Source organism: Chryseosolibacter indicum, assembly GCF_018598585.1.
GTDB lineage: Bacteria > Bacteroidota > Bacteroidia > Cytophagales > Cyclobacteriaceae > Chryseosolibacter > Chryseosolibacter indicus.
The window spans coordinates 1-16,509 of the sequence record NZ_JAHESD010000054.1; the positions used below are offsets into that span (position 1 = coordinate 1).

Genomic DNA, 16,509 nt, shown 5'->3' on the forward strand with positions numbered 1-16,509 from the left:
GTAACGAGCATCCAGAACTACTACCCCTTCGGTATGGACCAACCCAACAGAACCTGGAATGCGAATGGCAAGTACCGTTATGGGTTCAATGGTAAGGAGAAAGATGACAATGGCGAATGGGGCAGTGCAGTATATGATTACGGGTTCAGGATTTATAATCCATCTATAGGAAAATTCTTAAGTGTGGATCCATTGACAAAATCTTATCCTTGGTATACTCCTTACCAGTTTGCTGGAAATAAACCGATTGTAAGTATTGATTTAGATGGACTTGAAGAATTAGACTATAGGATATTAGAACGTATAAAGACTAATGTCACTGAAGTAAATGTTAATACTGACTTAGCCCCTTCTTCATTCATGGGAGAGAAGACGAGAGTTGTTGGAGGCCGAAAATGGAATGCACGTTGGTCTTTTGCAGAAATGAACAAAATAGATCCTACTTTTTGGAGTGACGCTAATAAGGCCAAAATATTGAATGGAGAATTACCTAGTGTTGATCCTCACTATTTAAATAGGATCGGAAAAGGATTGACCGAAGCCGAATTTGCGAGCTTAGCCGAGGCGGCACCTTTAAATTCCGTAATTCGTCATCACCATATGAATCACGGTAGGTTTGCTGTGGCACTTTCAGAAAATATCCACACCGGAGCAGGCAATACAAAGTTTTGGCATAAAGTAGACTTTAAAAATCCAGTAAGAGGATTAGTTAAAAATGGCTTAAGAATTTTTGAATTAGCAGGTATAGCAATATCTCTACATGCCATCATTAATGGCAATTACGCGGAAGCAAGTCCTCTTCCTGCACCTGATTTCGATTTAGACCAAGTGTCATATGGTCTATTACAACAAGGTATAATGACAAATGATTTTCAAAGAACATCAATGGGGGTGAATATGTTAGATGATATATCTGTTGAATACTGGACGGCAGATGATATGATGAACTTCCTTAACGGTGGAAAGGTAAATGCAACAGAGGGGGGGCAGCGAGTTGACAATGACACCGCAAGGAAATACCCTTACATGAACGTGTTGTATCAAGGCGGATCAATTGGTGTAGTCGAAATTCCAGATTAAATGACGGTCATGAAAAAGGTAGATGATTTTATTTCAGTATACAATGAATACTTGAAAGAGAAAGCGAACAGATTTGATGACGTAGAACTAATTTTAAAAAAAGAAGGACTAAATGACAATTCATTTAAAAGCCCTATACAATATTTTTTAGAGGCATTTAAATTTCCTTCAGTCTACAATTACAGCGGATTTTGTTTTATTAATCGTCCAGCTCCAACGTCAGATGATTTTATACACTTTGCCACTCACATAGACTATAGTTTACTATATGTTCATTGTATTAGTGATGGTAAAGTATATTTATGGGATCAAGAGTATGATCGTATTGAATGGAGTTGCTCAGAAAGTTTGTCTGTTTTTTTTGAGTCTATGTCTGCAATCATGCAGACAAAAATCAAGATGCTCCAAACTGGAACCTATGATCTTGATCAAGAATATTTAAGGAGCGTTTTCCGCTATTGTCTTACTTTAAATGACAACAAAGAAGAATACAAGACTTTTTACGAGCATCTATTAGGGATAGACACAGAAGGGTGAATCACTTATTAATTCATTGTCCTTACCAGCAGTTAGATCATTCTGTCATGCGTTCAAAGAGCTATAGCACATCTGTTGTGTTTTTAATTTATAGACGAATTGTATTTTTTCTCCTGCTTTAGCGCCTTTGCTGGCCAACGTCTTTGGCGTATGTCAATCATTACAAGTATTTAAAATGAATCCTGCCAGCACTGTGCGTGCGGTATGCGTACAGTATGCGTACGTAAAAGGGGCGTGTTTCTCGCAGACATCTCGCACACATGGTGCTGGCATAGTGCTCGCATGGTACATTTAGAAGCCTATCCTCCCGATATTGTTAACTTAAACCTGTGCCATATTGACTCAAAAAAGAATCTAAAATATTTTAACTGCGTATGGATTGAGGTGTATCCACTGTTTTGATCAAAAAAATCATAACACTATGGAGAAATGAAAGGACATTAACGATAAAAAAACAATGGTAGCGTTGGTAGTATTGGAGGTGCATAAAACCTGAGGCAATGCTATTAGCTTAAGAAAGGTATTGCATAGTGACATTCTTCGACTCCTATTGCACACCATTTTGAATTACTATGTGGTTTTTAACAGAAGTATACTTTCTTGACTGAAAAATCACAAAATCAAATACTGTTACGCTTTCAAACATTCTCTTTACATTGTATCTTTATAGCCCAAAATCAGGTCTGTAGAAAGAATAGCAACCCCGAGCCTAACCTGTATGAAGTATCTTCTAACCCTCACATTTTCAGTTTATTTCTCAATTTTATTTGCACAGGAAAAACTTTTTAAACAACGCATGTTTGATGACCTTGAGGTCACCAATACCATTACCAAATCATATAGGGATTCAACAATCACCTTTCAAGTTGAAGCAGCCTCACGTGGAGTAGAGACGGAATTTAATAAAAGATATTTTTGGTTTAATCACGGAGAGGTTAAGCATACACAGGGGGCATTTACTGGCAAACTGCTTCATGGGCCGTACGAAATGCTTAATAGAGAGGGTGTGTTGCTAAAAAAGGGAGTTTATAAACACGGTCTGAAGAACGGTATGTGGCTGTCTTGGCACAAAAACGGAAGTGTTGCATCACGCTATTCGTGGGCTGAAGGAGCACCTATAGGGCAATTTGAAGAATACTTTGAAAGTGGTCAGAAATCAAAGAACGGTACCTTCAAACGAGGAAAGTTGAATGGTAAAGTATACCATTACGGGCGTGATGGCTCATTAATAAATGAAGTAAAGTATAGAAATGGAATTATAGTAAAAGTAGAAGAGAAAAAAGTAAAGAAGACACGTATAAAAACGAAAAAGGCAGACTCACTGACTGATAATCCTACACCTGTTACTGAGAACAACAGGAAAACACGAAGGAAAAAGAAGACCTCAAAGGCAAACCCTGAGAATCAATATAATCCGGGTATACCTCAGTCGATTGATCCATCCACGCGGATGATGTCGCCTGATAAATCAATGAAGAAATCTTCTAAAAGAGCGGAGAGAAAAGCAAAGAAGAAGGCAACGCAGCAACATATAGAACAATCACCAGTGTCTGATCAACAGGTGCCTGCCAGAAAAGAAAAGCGAAGGAAAAAGAAAGCTCAGCCTGTTTCTAATCCTGCACAGCAATGATGTTTTCAGCCTTTATAAAGGCTTGTTTCAATATTTTTCACTTTCGCGTAAAGGGAGGTGTATTACAGCTTACCCTGGGTATTGGTGTGATCATTAGCGTGATTTGTGCAGCCATGATCCTCCTGGTCTACCTGAGCAACCTTCACTTTCTCAAACAAAAATTAGAAAATGACCTCTCAGACAACGCTCTTTCAGGTATTGCTTATGGTATGGCATCACGGGATCAATTGAATTTCAATGAAGTATATTCATTCGATCTTTTTGGCGAAGGAATTGATTCTGTGGATATTATAAGAAAACCATGGGGCATGTTTGAGGTACTGACTGCAGTTGCAAAAAGAGGATCAAATGAGGAGTTAAAAGCAGCAATCATTACTGCACAGCCTGATGATGTTGGTAGGTCTGCCCTTTATATACCGGAAAACAATTCACCAATTTATCTTGTAGGCGAAACCACATTAGTGGGTACGGCTTATCTCCCTGAGAGGAAATTCTCCATGGGTTATATAGACGGACAGGGCTACAATAAAAAAAGTTTTATTGAGGGCGATGTAAAAGGAAGTGAATCTGTGATGCCTTCCCTGGATACAATCCTCATTGCTCAAACCAAAGCGTTTTTTAAAGAAGCACCAGATGGATATAGGGTTAATCGAATTGATTTTCTCCCGGTGGGGCAACATCTTTCTTTTCATGGTCTTCCTAGTAATTATTACTACAGCCAGCAATCAATAGATTTATCCGATTCCATTAGCGGCAATATAATCATTCAATCAGGAATACGCGTTCGTGTGACAAGTAAAGCAAGTCTTGATAATGTAATCATTATTGCACCAGATATAGATATTGATAATGGTTTTACCGGAAGTGTTCAATGCATTGCTCAAAGAAAAATTGTAATTGGTTCAGGCGCAAAACTAAAATATCCCAGTGCATTGTTATTAGCAGGAGAAGAGAATGATAGTTCCATTGTTATCAAAAAGGACGCAGTAGTTGAAGGAGTTGTAGTTATTTCTGGATATGATAAGTCAATTGGAAGTAGAGGAATATTGAGTATTCAGAAGGGAGCCATCCTTCATGGTATGGCGTATGTTAATGGTAGGGCCGACATTCAGGGAGCAATCTGGGGTCATCTTGCAGCGCGTTCTGTTATGGCTAAAATAGCTTCAGCAGAATATGCCAGCCACCTATTCAACGCTGAAATTAATAGTGTCAAGCGTTCAGCATTTCTGCCTGGTTCTCTACTTTGGGCACATACAGAGGAAATAAAAATTGCAGAATGGATAGATTGATAATTTGTGTAAAATGGAGGGTTAAATGTTCATCGCTCATTGAAGTGATTATTGCTTTAATTATTATCTCCGTCATATTTAGTCTGTCCATAACCATTTACCTGAACTTACAAAGAACAGGTTGGAGTATGAGCAAGCTCCAACATCAGATATTAATGGATAAGGTATACAACGAACTGCGCTTCGGTCAAACAGATGCAGAAATAAAAATGGATGAAGTGATAGTTTACATAAATGTTAAACCTCATTCATCGATTGATGCACTTAAGATAATTCATCTGGAGGTGCGTACGGAAGAAGGAAAGCTTGTCGCAGAAAAAAAACATCTTGTGTATGAACATGTTGAAAAGTAAAACAAATGCTTTTACACTTGTAGAGATGCTTGTTGTACTTGTGCTAAGTAGCATAATTGTAAGTATTATATATGTAGCTTATTTTACAATTACCCGATACCAGGTCGATCTTTCACGAAAACAGAAAAGATCAGAAGACCTTACTTCCCTGTATTATCTGTTAAAGAGAGACATACATTCAAGTGTAAACATTGAAGCGGTAAATGATTTATCATTGAATTGTAGCGGAAAAATAAATATCCTCTATCAGTTTACCTCAACGTATACTGTAAGAATGCAGGAAAGCAGGGTTGATACTTTTTATGTACAAGTAACTGCTCCGCTCTTCCTATGGAAAACTTTGCAGCTAACAACTTTCCCATCCAAAGTTGATCAAATTGAGTTGGATGTGCAGGGAGTAGTTCCGGGATTACAAATGAACATTAAAAAGAAATACAGTGCGGCAGACCTTGTAGAAACGGTTAAAGATTCATTACCATGAGTGGAATAAACATTAAAGACATAAGGCCAGTGAAGGAAAGCTCTCAAAAGGAGATGATCTGGAGCTTGGAAAAGATACTTGAGACGGATATTAAATTGTTTTCGCAGAAATTCAATGATAAGAATAAGGAAGCGTTCTATCTTGAGTTGTCAACCTTGCTGGTTGCTGGTCTTGATATTAAATCGGCACTCGAACTTATAGAGGAAGAACAATTAAAGAAAGAGCATGAATCAATTATAAAAGAGATAAAAGAGAATCTTATTAATGGCGATTCCCTTTGGGAAGCTATGCAAAAATCCTCGCACTTTACCCCGTATGAATATTTTAGTGTTCAGATCGGGGAGGAAACCGGCAAGCTTGATATCGTACTAAACCAGTTGTATCAATACTTTAACACAAAATTAAAACAACGTAGGCAGTTCGTTAGCGCGCTTTCTTATCCCGTAATTATACTTATCACATCAATAGGTGCTGTATCATTTATGTTGCTATTCATTGTTCCTATGTTCAGTGATGTTTTTAAAAGATTTGGAGGGGAACTCCCATATCTGACCAGGATCATTATTAAGATTTCGTTGATGATTCAATCAAACTTCATTTTTTTCTTCGTTCTGGCGGGGGTAGTGGCGCTCTATTTATATTTAAACAGGGATGAGATTTGGATGAAGAAATATGCAGCAAAACTTATATGGTATATCCCTGTTGTCGGCAAAATTGTTTACTCGATTCAGTTGGCAAGATTCTGCAGCTCAATGTCATTATTACTATCGTCCAAAGTACCCATTATTAGATCAATTAATTTAATCAGTCAAATGGTAACGTTCTACCCGATTCAGACAACGCTCGAAGAAATGGCAAAGGATGTAATGAATGGAGAGAGTCTTCATGTGGGCATGTCAAAGCATAAGATTTATAGCAAAAGAATGGTGTCCTTGATAAAGGTAGGTGAGGAGGTAAACAGGCTTGATACCTTTTTTGAAAAGTTATCTAAGCAATTTGGAACGGATGCAGAGCATCAAACAAGCTTGCTAAATACTTTTCTAGAGCCCGCGATGATCATATTCCTCGGCCTTGTAGTAGGTTTTATCTTGCTTGCCATGTATTTACCGATGTTTGAAATCTCAACGAGCATTGGTGGTTAAAACTTTTGCATGGGATATCACTTTATTTAAGTTATTCGATTTTCTCAGGGATTGAGTTGATTCAAGATTTTAATTCCGACCTTGTACAAAGTCGAGGACTTAAGGGTAACTATGTCACATCGGCCATTTCTCCAAAATCTGTACGCGTTCCAGCAGGAGACACTTACAGTGTTTCTTCTGACCTTATATTGTCCAGTCCATTACCTGTTGGTTGTTACTTGATTTCAATAGAGAACTGGAGATATCCTGGTTTTTCTTTCACTTCAGTATTGAATGTGGTGTCGGCGAAATATATGTTGAGTGGCAGTATTCTGGGAGAAGATGGTGTACCAATAACAGAGGGGGAACTCTTCTTGTACCGAAAGAATGCAGATGGTGTAGTAAGCGTTGAGAACAGAGGTCACTAACGTCATACAACAATTTTAACATCCCAGTAGGGAGAGGAGAATATGCCCTTTATGTTGTTCCTGACGAGACCAAATTTCGTGAGTATGTTCCAATCGTGATGACTCGATCGCTCACTTTAGACCCATCTTCTTTTGTGAAGATCGCCGACAATAAGACAGTATTCGTTCAGGTTTTGAAGGCAAAGACTATAATAGAAGGATCGAGATTCATTGAAGGAGATATCACAAACGAAGAAGTAACATCGCCTATGGGTAGAGTGGCAAAGGCTACTCAGGTGAGTACAATGCCAAGAGCTACCATTATTCTATTTTCAGAAATGGTGATATCGTAGGGCATACAAAGTCAGACGAAGCCTGTCATTATAAATTTGGGGAACTCGGATTGTCGGTTGATTCCGCTGCTTTCGTCCCAACATTTATAAAATTAGTTTCTAATTGATCTTCCCAATAATAGGGAGGTGATGATTTGTAAATAACTTCTCTACTCCCTATTATGTCAAAAATGACATATATTTACAATTGAAATGAGTACTCTCGATAAGCCGCTTCACGGAGAATTAACGACTCCACCGTGTTCTGCAAAGGCAAGAATAGAAGCAGGTTATTTATTGCGACTCCTGCAGAAAGGCGAGAAATTGTCTTTACCTCATTCGCGGCCAATGCCCAGCATTGGTACTAGATGGCACGAGTTTAGGATTGTTGATGAAACGAAAAATTGGAGAATTATTTATCGGATAGATGCGGTTGCGATTATTGTTCTTGAGGTGTTTCAAAAGAAGACACAAGAGACTCCAAAACACGTGATTAATACATGCAAGATTAGAATTAAAGAATTAATCCCAGCTGTGATCACTACTGCCGTAACTGCCATCCTGCCAACAATGGCTGATCGATTATCATCTATTTGGATAATCCAGTGCTTTGCATACAAATGCCCTCAGCATACTACAGACCTTTAATTCATTACCATCCTGGTGCTTTACGACATTATCATGATCAGTGAATAATATTATTCATTCGCTGATGTAATTTCAATGTCTCTAATATGTTTTTTTTAAATTTCCAACTTGGTACAAGATTTTCCAGTAGGCGATACTGCTATCTTCACTGGTTTGATATTGAGCGCAAAAAGTAGCTAGGATTGTTTGAGGCGCTGAAGGAAGTCAATTCCGAATTTGAGTTTCGACTCCTCATTCCATGGTTGGAAAATGTTACTTCACCATGTACAAGTGATTGTCACACAAAGTAATAAGACACTTGAATGAAATGCTTGTAATTATCTGAGTAGTGCTTTTTGACTTCCTATTAAGCTTGTATAATGATTATAAAAAAAAGGTTAAATTACAGATACTTAGAATGAAAATATTGAGCGAAGAAAAGTTTAAATGGAAGACTGGTTTAGTAACTTATATTTAGGACGAAAATATTCATTTCATAACTACGATGGAAAAAATAGACATAAAGGATTGGCTACAAAATCAAATAGCGCAAGAACTCGGTACTACTATTGAAGAAGTATCCTGTGATGAGGATTTTGAAAATTTAAAACTAGATTCTCTTGCTTTGGTTTCACTTTCGTACGAGCTAGAATCTCAGGCCAATATTGAGATAAGTCCTACTATCTTCACTGAATTCAATACGATCAATAAACTTGCGGCATGGATCAACGCTCAAAAATAGTATGGAATCCATTTACACCTGGGTATTTCGAAAATCCATACGATCACCTGAAGATCTGTAGGGAACAAAATCCAATACATAAAGTATTGACTAATTCCTGGATTTTTTTCAAATACAATGATGTAAATGAAATACTGTCTTCAAACAAATTCGAAGTCTCAGAATTAAGTGATTTTTTTAAAGAGAAGGAACCTTACATTTTTAAAAACTCGACAGCATGCCCATATCTTTCAAAAGGCACGAAAATGTGGCCGATGTATTTAAATAATGAAGAGCATAAGCAAACGAGGGCAGTCATGGGCAAGTCGCTGCTTTTAAAAGGCTTGGACAAAGCGCTTATTGAATTTGCCGACCGTATAAATTACGAGCATCAAGGTAAAAAACATATTGACTTAGTTGCGTATTGTGCACGCTATATTTACTTGGTGTTAGAGCGGATTTTGGGTGTCAGTGACCTCGGTGAACTTGAACAGATAAAGCAGTATTCAAATTGGTTAGCACGAAGTCAGGATGTATATGTACCTCGGCAGGTTTATCAAGAAGTAAATTCGTGGCTTTTATGGGGTAAGGACATATTTGTAGACTCTGGATTTGAAAAAAATGTCAAGCATTACGCTGATCAATCCAACCTGAATTACACTGAGGATGATTTATATTCTATTAGCGCCTTAACATTAATGGCTGCGTTTGAAACATCAAAAGATAATTTGTCAACGGCACTACATTGCATCCTTCAAAGCAACGAATTAATAGAGTACGTTTTGAGATGCAATCAAGAGGAACTGAATATCTTGATTGAAGAGTTATTCCGGTTCTCATCGCCGTTGCAGTATACAATACGCGTTAATAAAAATCCTCTGGAGTATGATGATATTCATATTCCTGCTTACACTAAGCTATATCTTTGCCTTGCGAGCGCTAATCGTGATGACACAGTGTTTGAAAGGCCCAATGATGTACTGGTAGATAGAAATCCTAATGAACACCTTTCTTTCGGAAAGGGAGTGCATTTTTGTCTTGGAGCAAACATTGCACGACAGGAGATGCGTAATTGCTTAAAGCCCATGGTTCAGTTTTTAAAAAACTATAGAATCAAAAACGAAGAAGAAATTCAATGGTCAAAACAAATTTTCATGAGAACAATTGAATCTGTTGCACTTGAAGCCCGGTTTTAAATGAACGGCATTAATCTCGTTTTAGCTTCACTTTTTATATTGATTACAATTCTGGTTACTTCACTTGTATCACAACCGAACCGATGGAAAGTTCTCTTAGTCACAGGTCTGCTTTTCTATTACTGGCTTATTGGTGATAAGATAATTATTGTTCTTATTCTTTCGGGTATTACATATGTCTCCGGCTGCATGATCCATTCTGGAAAAAATGTTGTCTTACTATCTGTGTTACTCTTGCTAGTGCCTTTACTCTTACTCAAAATTTCAGGGGCTGGTGATCATTTTAATAATTATCAATTAAAAGTAGATATAGCTTCAAATAATTGGGGCTCCCTGTTTCAAATTATAGGTCTCTCTTATTTTACATTCAATGGTATCAGTTATCTCATTGATATAAAAAGAAGGTATATCAGTCCTGAAAAAAACTTTTTCTTCTTATTGCTTTACCTTACGTATTTTCCAACAATATTTTCCGGACCGTTGCACAGGGCTAATTACCTGTTAGGCCAATTTAAAAATATTGAAGTCAATGATCATTCGATATCAAGAGGCTTGCGGCTTATCTTATGGGCTCTGTTTAAAAATTTAGTTATCGCACAGCGCATATTTGCTTTAATTAATCGACTTCAACATTCTGAAATAGCTGGTGGCTATTATCTCATTATTGGATTACTATTCTTTCTTTACTTGTATTGTAACTTCAGTTCTTTCATTGATTTTTTCCAAGGAGTTTCTCTGATATTTAACATCAGATTAAAGCATAATTTTAGAAATCGAGTTTACTTTTCAGCATCTCGGCAGGAGTTCTGGCGGGGCTGGCATACTACACTAAATCAGTGGTTTAGAGATTATTTCTTCTTTGTGCTTTCGCGGTATGACAAAAAAGGAAAATACTTAGATGTAATACTGCTTATTACATTTCTGCTCATTGCGCTTTGGCATGGATTTTCAACAGTGATGATAGTATGGGGAACATTGAATGGACTATGGATCGTAATAGAAAAGAAGTTTGAATTTGAGAAGTGGAAGTACCCCAGGGTCCGAAAGGTTTCAGGTGTAATTTATCATTTATCTATCGCGGCTTGTTTAGCGATTATTTTTATTTCACCGAGCGCAAGTTTCTTATACAATAAAGTATTTGTGCAAGCAGCGGAGTTACCGTCAAATTTTCGTGAACAATACCTCGTATCTTTACTGGTTATTAGCGGCTCTCTGGTAATTATGGACTATCATTACGCAAAAGCGAAAGATATGAGATTTGAGGATTATTTAGATACAAAGCGGCCAATTTTGCGATGGCTTATTTATGCTAAACTTGTAATTATCATTTTAATTTTCGGACTAAGCACAGGAATCGACAATTACTACATTCAATTTTAAATTGTATGCTTAGATCCGCTATTAAATTAATTGTGTTCTTTTTTATCACTGCATCATGCATATTCATTCTGAAGAAGAGTGGAACAAAAGACAACGCAAATGTTCGAATCACTTTACCAAAGGCAATGGATACCTCTTTCTTCTTTATTGGTTCAAGTAGAGTCCAAAAAGGTATTGATCCATTAATTATTACCAACGGCTACGATAATGTTAAGGTATTTAATTGGGGTATAACAAGTGGCACTTTTTTAAATAATTGTATAGTGGCAGATTTTGCGATTAAACAGCCTGGTCAAAAAGTGGTATTTATAGAACTCGCCCCTCTCGTAGATGTATTGCCTGATGGACTTTTTAATTTCGCAACACATACGAGATTGGATCTTTTTGGTTCCGTTCTCACATTAACAGCCAATCAGTCATTTTCAGAGCAGTCCATGCTTATGTTAAAGATTATAAATGATTACTTCTATAAGTGCATAACAGTTAGAAACGAAGTAAAGCACATTATTGGACATACGGCAGGTGTTAAAGTAAATGATGATTACGAAAAATGGATTGGATTTAGTCCTTCTAATAGAAACGGACACTACACTACACGTTCTTTTTTGACATCGCAGGAGATTAATAACTGTAGATTAAATTCAATCAATCTGGTTAAGTATCAAGTAATGATCAGTTATCTCGAAGGTCTTGCCAAAAGTAACAATTCCAGAGTTGTTTTCTTTTTGCCGATCACTTCTATGAAGCAAGCTGAAAAGAATATTGTGATACCACTTTACCATACATTACCAGATAGCATGAAGCTCGAGTATTCTTCGCAGTTTCTTCAACAAATGGCTGACGCAGAATATCTACTAGATATTAATCATTTAAATAGAAAGGGTGCAACCACTTATTCTACACTACTCATACCTTTGTTAGAGAAATATAGGTGATTTATTCTATTGTGTTAAGAATAGATTACTAATAGTAAGGGCCTGGGAACGATAGTTAATGATTGAGAATAAAACAGTACTCCTCGTGATGGTGTTTTACAACTGTAACAGGTTCTTCGTCTGAGCCTTCGTGCCTAATAACTCCTGAGCTTGATATTTTCCTGATTGGACTTGATGTCAAGATTCTTCTCAAGCAGCATTTGCTTGTAGTGCTTTTTGTTTCCTTATCCGGGTACCGGATGGTAGCAATCATCTGCCACTCCTTCTCATGAAACAATTTAGCGGTGGCCTTGCCCAAACCAGAAGATGCCCCGGTAATAAAAATAGTTTTGCTCATTTTTTTATCTGCTGTATTTGATAACACCGAGTTCAGCAGTAGGTAGTAGGCACTATGTATATGATGTATCTCTATCGAGTTTGATTGAATCCAAAAATACAAATGAGGCCCTATCAAAACTTTGAAACCAGTATCAAATAATAGAGTGAACTAACTTAGTTACAGTCCCGAAAACTGGCTTGGTGAATAACCGTAGTGCTTTTTAAAGGCAAATGAAAAATGAGAAAGGTCCTCGAAACCGGCATCCAGGTAAACCTCCGAAGGTTTTCTTCTTTGCTCAACAATTTGATAGTGTGCCAGCTCCAGCCGTTTGTGTGTCAGCCAACGGCCTGGTGAAGTGTTAAATGCCCGTTTAAAATCCTTCTTGAACGTCGTAAGGCTTCTGCCGGTCAGATAACCAAATTTTTCTAACGGCAGGTTAAAACGAAAGTTTTGTTCCATAAAAGTTACAAGGTCAAGCTTCCCTGGTACTTCAAAATGGCCCAGCAAGCCGTCCGCCGCAGGATTTATGGCTCTTAAAATGCAAATAGCTTCTTCTACTTTACATGCTGCAATATCTGCAGGCAATGCATCTGCCAGTTCAAAATAAGGCTGTAAGGAGTTAAATAAGCTTTGCAGCAAGAGGTGGTCGGCAAAGATTATCGGCTCATGGCTGCGTTCTGCCATCGGTTTAATTTCCTTGTAATATTGCTCCAGCCGGTACTTACTAAAAATCACTGAGATGGTCACACAAGACTGACCGTTCAGCGGCAGCTTGCTCATCCGGGCGAGTTGATCGCGGGGGAACAGGATAGTGTCGCCGGCAAAGAAACGATAACTACGATCGGCTGCTGCAATCCGTATCCCGCCTGAGATCACACGTACCAGGGCCGGTTGCGGTAGCATCTGCTCCCGGCTGTAATGCACCTCCTTTTTACAGGATATAAAGACTTCGGCAACTTCCTGCATAAGCGCAATTTACAACAAATTCAACCGGATCAGGCTTTCTGCGGCGGCCAAAATCGCCTCTTTCGACGAACGCGGCGACCAGCCCAGCAGCTCTATCGCTTTGGCGCTGGTCAGGTTCATCGGCGTGCCCAGTAAAGGCACCATGCTTTTTACCATTGGGTCTTTCAATGCGGCAATACGCAGTACTGTATTCGGCAGTTGCATCGCTTTAACCTTATCAGCCTTATTGCCCAGGTGGGCTTTTAGAATCTTTGCCACCTCTACCAGCCAGATGCTTTCGCCGCCAGTGGCGATAAAGCGCTCGCCCTTAGCCTTAAGATCAAGCATGGCCCGCAGGTGCAGATCGGCTACGTCTCGCACATCTACAAAACAGGAGTTGATCTTCGGGCAGCCCGCCATCTTGCCGGTCAGCAAATTTTTTATCAGGTAAATGGAATGCGAGTAATCAGGCCCTAAAACTGGTCCCATTACCGCAGCCGGGTTCACGACCGACAATTCCAGCTTTCCGCCTTCACGCTCTATAAATTCCCATGCAGCTCTTTCCGCCAGCGTTTTGGATTTCTGGTAAGCCGGAGCATGAGTAGTATCAGTCCAGACGGTTTCATCGTAAGGTGTTGTTTGCTTTGGATGACCGTAAACAATGGCTCCAATAGCTGAAGTGAGTACTACGCGTTTGATGCCCGCATCTCTGGATGCCCGCAATACCCGCAGCACGCCTTCCCGGGCAGGGATAATCATTTCATCCTCATGTTTAAAATTCAGCTTAGGTGTCGGCGATGCGACGTGCAGTACGTATGCGCAATCTTTTACCGCTTCCTTCCAATGTGCATCACTTGATAAATCAGCTTGTATAAATGTCAACCTTTCACCGGCTTCCACGCCGCCTTCACGCAGCATTGATCTTACCACCGCTTCCCGGTTTAAATCGCGAAGTGTCGCCCTTACCCGGTGCCCAGCATTTAATAGTTGCAGGATGCAGTGAACTGCAATAAAGCCTGCGCCGCCAGTCACGAGCACTAATTCGTCAGTATTTGAATTTGTGTCCATTATTTAATGTTTTGATGACCCAAAATTCGGTTTAAAGCAAACGTGACGCTTTGTTTAAAAGGCGCAATATGCTTTGTTTAAAAGGCGGATATTGTTTAAATGTGACAACTGTGCGATGTCAATCCTCGTCGTAACATATCTTAAGGATTCTGAACAAATTAAGTTGCATGGCAAAATGCTGTTATCACTGTTCCAATCTTAAAATTGTTTCTCCCGCTTTGGTGGACGAGAACCGTCGACCTTTTAGCGTGCCATGGCAATAGTCTTGCCATCTGAGCGGTGTCTACTTTCCGATACAAAATGTGCTTCCAGTTAATAGACAATTACTTAGGTGGGTCACGCAACAAACTACCATCAAAAAACACCGAAGTATAAGTAACAAAACCTAACTATACCGAAATAGATTTTAGGTGTTTGGCGCTCTGACAAAGGTAGATAATGTCACGCATGTCATCAAGAACTTTGTTAAGCCGCTGACTTTATTCATGCACGTAGGCGTTGACTGCACAATCTCTTCAGTTCAACACATTCTCAAACTATATTTGTGCTCCTGTTCGATCTATGGCCAGTTCAGGCCGTCCTGATTCGATCAGGATCGACTACCATGGCATTACAAAAATTACCATTCCGTAACCTCATAGACATCGATAGGAGCTCTCCAACACCGGTTTTCAAGCAGGTTGCGAATGGGATCATACAGCTAATTAAAAGCGGAAAGATCAGGCCGGGGTATCGGCTACCCGCGAGCCGGGATATGTCGACTATAATGAAGCTTAATCGAACGACAATAGTTGCGGCTTATGACGAAATGTGTGCAGAAGGTTGGGCGGAGGTACTTGGCAAAAAGGGAATATTTATTTCTAAGCGATTACCGATAATTAAACCGAAATCTTTCGGAATCGATTTGATGAAGGGTGATGGAGATGTCAGTTTGCCAACTTTTTACAATAAGGTAAACTTTAGCCGCCCACCCTCGCTTGAACTAAAACCGTATCAATTAATTATTAATGATGGTTATCCAGATCAGCGCATAGCACCTATCGCTCTAATCCTTGATCGTTATAAGGCTTTGCTAAACAAACCATCTTTCCACGGTAAGCTTATGAAGGAAAGCTCTTCGGGAAACCAAGCGTTAAGGCGCGAGCTATCGATATTCCTGTCTGCAACAAGAGCGCTAAACATTGAAACTGAAAACGTTCTGGTGACGCATGGCGCGCAGTTAGCCATTTTCATTGCTGCAAGCATGGTATTGAAACCAGGTAGCACTGTCGTTGTTGGTGATTTGAACTACGTTCTCGCAGATAAGCTTTTTGAACAATTGGGCGCAAAGTTGATCAAGGTGGAAGTTGACGAGAACGGTATCGATGTCGATGCGATTGAATCGATCTGTAAAAATTCTCCCCCTGATTTATTATATGTTATTCCGCATCATCATCATCCAACAACAGTAACGTTAAGTGCGGACAGAAGGCAGAAGTTATTAGAGTTGGTTAAGCGTTATAAATTTCCAGTGATCGAGGACGATTACGACTACGACTTCCACTTTGAAAATAGCCCAATGTTGCCATTGGCCAGCGCTGACCATTCCGGCTATGTACTTTATATTGGTTCAATCTCAAAAACGTTGGCACCCACTATCAGGCTAGGCTATTTAGTAGCAAGTGCTGAGTTTATCTTGGAGGCTTCGAAGTTAAAACAATTGGTAGAGATTCGGGGTGATGTATTGTTTGAAGAATCGGTAGCTCATCTCTTCAACAAGGGAGATATGCAACGTCACATCAGGAGATCCGTCAAATTGTATCATGAAAGACGTGATCAATTCTGCAGTCTGCTGGAGACTTCCATGAAGGATGTTTTGCAATTCAAAACTCCACTCGGAGGGATGGCAGTGTGGGGTACATTCGATAACGACTATTCAATCCCCGAGTTGGTCAAACGTCTCGCCTCGAAGGGTATTCACATGAATGACGGCAGTGTGTATAGATATTCTGCAAGAATCAATGGAATCAGGCTAGGATTTGCATCTCTTAATCAAGATGAGATGTCAAAATTTGTGAGCGCATTGGCAGAAGTAAAATCGTGAAAATG

At 39.1% G+C, this 16,509-nt stretch carries 18 protein-coding genes; 15 read left to right on the forward strand and 3 right to left on the reverse strand.

Features of this window, described 5'->3' with window-relative positions; all coding sequences use genetic code 11:
• The 14 genes from KK060_RS18840 to KK060_RS18905 form a co-directional block, all read left to right on the forward strand.
• A partial coding sequence (locus tag KK060_RS18840) for an RHS repeat-associated core domain-containing protein (protein ID WP_302180123.1) occupies positions 1–1,080 on the forward strand: 1,080 nt, incomplete at its 5' end.
• A 9-nt stretch (positions 1,081–1,089) separates the two neighbouring features.
• A complete protein-coding gene (locus KK060_RS18845) occupies positions 1,090–1,617 on the forward strand; it encodes a hypothetical protein (protein WP_254155327.1) in 528 nt (175 codons plus the stop codon).
• Between the two features lie 718 nt (positions 1,618–2,335).
• Complete coding sequence (locus tag KK060_RS18850) at positions 2,336–3,247, forward strand: toxin-antitoxin system YwqK family antitoxin (protein WP_254155328.1); 912 nt, start codon at positions 2,336–2,338, stop codon at positions 3,245–3,247.
• Entirely contained in the window at positions 3,244–4,536 is a 1,293-nt protein-coding gene (locus tag KK060_RS18855) for a hypothetical protein (protein WP_254155329.1), read from the forward strand. The genes KK060_RS18850 and KK060_RS18855 overlap by 4 nt, the downstream gene beginning before the upstream one ends.
• Positions 4,524–4,889 carry a hypothetical protein gene (locus KK060_RS18860; RefSeq protein WP_254155330.1) on the forward strand — a complete coding sequence of 122 codons (366 nt, stop codon included), beginning with the start codon at positions 4,524–4,526 and terminating at the stop codon, positions 4,887–4,889. Before KK060_RS18855 ends, KK060_RS18860 begins: the two co-directional genes overlap by 13 nt.
• Positions 4,870–5,370 (forward strand): prepilin-type N-terminal cleavage/methylation domain-containing protein, encoded by a 501-nt coding sequence (locus KK060_RS18865; RefSeq protein ID WP_254155331.1) that lies wholly within the window; start codon positions 4,870–4,872, stop codon positions 5,368–5,370. The genes KK060_RS18860 and KK060_RS18865 overlap by 20 nt, the downstream gene beginning before the upstream one ends.
• Entirely contained in the window at positions 5,367–6,512 is a 1,146-nt protein-coding gene (locus KK060_RS18870) for a type II secretion system F family protein (protein WP_254155332.1), read from the forward strand. The genes KK060_RS18865 and KK060_RS18870 overlap by 4 nt, the downstream gene beginning before the upstream one ends.
• Positions 6,513–6,517: 5 nt before the next feature.
• A complete protein-coding gene (locus tag KK060_RS18875) occupies positions 6,518–6,919 on the forward strand; it encodes a hypothetical protein (protein WP_254155333.1) in 402 nt (133 codons plus the stop codon).
• 98 nt (positions 6,920–7,017) lie between these two features.
• Positions 7,018–7,251: a hypothetical protein gene (locus KK060_RS18880; RefSeq protein ID WP_254155334.1), complete on the forward strand. Its 234-nt coding sequence runs from the start codon at positions 7,018–7,020 to the stop codon at positions 7,249–7,251.
• 192 nt (positions 7,252–7,443) lie between these two features.
• Entirely contained in the window at positions 7,444–7,878 is a 435-nt protein-coding gene (locus KK060_RS18885; RefSeq protein ID WP_254155335.1) for a type II toxin-antitoxin system RelE/ParE family toxin, read from the forward strand.
• Positions 7,879–8,362: 484 nt separating this feature from the next.
• Positions 8,363–8,599, forward strand: a complete 237-nt coding sequence (locus KK060_RS18890; RefSeq protein WP_254155336.1) for an acyl carrier protein — start codon at positions 8,363–8,365, stop codon at positions 8,597–8,599.
• Positions 8,578–9,774 carry a cytochrome P450 gene (locus KK060_RS18895; RefSeq protein ID WP_254155337.1) on the forward strand — a complete coding sequence of 399 codons (1,197 nt, stop codon included), beginning with the start codon at positions 8,578–8,580 and terminating at the stop codon, positions 9,772–9,774. The genes KK060_RS18890 and KK060_RS18895 overlap by 22 nt, the downstream gene beginning before the upstream one ends.
• Complete coding sequence (locus KK060_RS18900; protein ID WP_254155338.1) at positions 9,775–11,154, forward strand: MBOAT family O-acyltransferase; 1,380 nt, start codon at positions 9,775–9,777, stop codon at positions 11,152–11,154. It begins immediately after the preceding gene.
• Positions 11,155–11,159: 5 nt separating this feature from the next.
• The gene (locus tag KK060_RS18905) at positions 11,160–12,089 is read left to right on the forward strand and encodes a hypothetical protein (RefSeq protein WP_254155339.1); all 930 of its coding nucleotides are present in this window, start codon (positions 11,160–11,162) and stop codon (positions 12,087–12,089) included.
• 55 nt (positions 12,090–12,144) lie between these two features.
• Here KK060_RS18905 and KK060_RS25255 read toward each other — a convergent pair whose 3' ends face one another.
• The 3 genes from KK060_RS25255 to KK060_RS18920 form a co-directional block, all read right to left on the reverse strand.
• On the reverse strand, positions 12,145–12,426 hold the full coding sequence (locus KK060_RS25255) for a hypothetical protein (protein ID WP_367397512.1): 282 nt from the start codon (positions 12,424–12,426) through the stop codon (positions 12,145–12,147).
• Positions 12,427–12,585: 159 nt separating this feature from the next.
• Positions 12,586–13,374: a helix-turn-helix domain-containing protein gene (locus KK060_RS18915; RefSeq protein ID WP_254155340.1), complete on the reverse strand. Its 789-nt coding sequence runs from the start codon at positions 13,372–13,374 to the stop codon at positions 12,586–12,588.
• A gap of 9 nt (positions 13,375–13,383) precedes the next feature.
• Positions 13,384–14,421, reverse strand: coding sequence for an SDR family oxidoreductase (locus KK060_RS18920; RefSeq protein WP_254155341.1), 1,038 nt, complete (start codon positions 14,419–14,421; stop codon positions 13,384–13,386).
• A 604-nt stretch (positions 14,422–15,025) separates the two neighbouring features.
• On the opposite strand from KK060_RS18920, the gene KK060_RS18925 reads away from it, so the two are divergent.
• Positions 15,026–16,504 (forward strand): aminotransferase-like domain-containing protein, encoded by a 1,479-nt coding sequence (locus KK060_RS18925; RefSeq protein ID WP_254155342.1) that lies wholly within the window; start codon positions 15,026–15,028, stop codon positions 16,502–16,504.
• Positions 16,505–16,509: the final 5 nt, after the last annotated feature.

Coding starts and splice junctions, on each gene's coding strand:
- KK060_RS18845 (WP_254155327.1), top strand. CDS start 1,090: ATGAAAAAGGTAGATGATTTTATTTCAGTATACAATGAATACTTGAAA.
- KK060_RS18850 (WP_254155328.1), top strand. CDS start 2,336: ATGAAGTATCTTCTAACCCTCACATTTTCAGTTTATTTCTCAATTTTA.
- KK060_RS18855 (WP_254155329.1), top strand. CDS start 3,244: ATGATGTTTTCAGCCTTTATAAAGGCTTGTTTCAATATTTTTCACTTT.
- KK060_RS18860 (WP_254155330.1), top strand. CDS start 4,524: ATGGATAGATTGATAATTTGTGTAAAATGGAGGGTTAAATGTTCATCG.
- KK060_RS18865 (WP_254155331.1), top strand. CDS start 4,870: ATGAACATGTTGAAAAGTAAAACAAATGCTTTTACACTTGTAGAGATG.
- KK060_RS18870 (WP_254155332.1), top strand. CDS start 5,367: ATGAGTGGAATAAACATTAAAGACATAAGGCCAGTGAAGGAAAGCTCT.
- KK060_RS18880 (WP_254155334.1), top strand. CDS start 7,018: ATGACTCGATCGCTCACTTTAGACCCATCTTCTTTTGTGAAGATCGCC.
- KK060_RS18885 (WP_254155335.1), top strand. CDS start 7,444: ATGAGTACTCTCGATAAGCCGCTTCACGGAGAATTAACGACTCCACCG.
- KK060_RS18890 (WP_254155336.1), top strand. CDS start 8,363: ATGGAAAAAATAGACATAAAGGATTGGCTACAAAATCAAATAGCGCAA.
- KK060_RS18895 (WP_254155337.1), top strand. CDS start 8,578: ATGGATCAACGCTCAAAAATAGTATGGAATCCATTTACACCTGGGTAT.
- KK060_RS18900 (WP_254155338.1), top strand. CDS start 9,775: ATGAACGGCATTAATCTCGTTTTAGCTTCACTTTTTATATTGATTACA.
- KK060_RS18905 (WP_254155339.1), top strand. CDS start 11,160: ATGCTTAGATCCGCTATTAAATTAATTGTGTTCTTTTTTATCACTGCA.
- KK060_RS25255 (WP_367397512.1), bottom strand. CDS start 12,426: ATGAGCAAAACTATTTTTATTACCGGGGCATCTTCTGGTTTGGGCAAG.
- KK060_RS18915 (WP_254155340.1), bottom strand. CDS start 13,374: ATGCAGGAAGTTGCCGAAGTCTTTATATCCTGTAAAAAGGAGGTGCAT.
- KK060_RS18920 (WP_254155341.1), bottom strand. CDS start 14,421: ATGGACACAAATTCAAATACTGACGAATTAGTGCTCGTGACTGGCGGC.
- KK060_RS18925 (WP_254155342.1), top strand. CDS start 15,026: ATGGCATTACAAAAATTACCATTCCGTAACCTCATAGACATCGATAGG.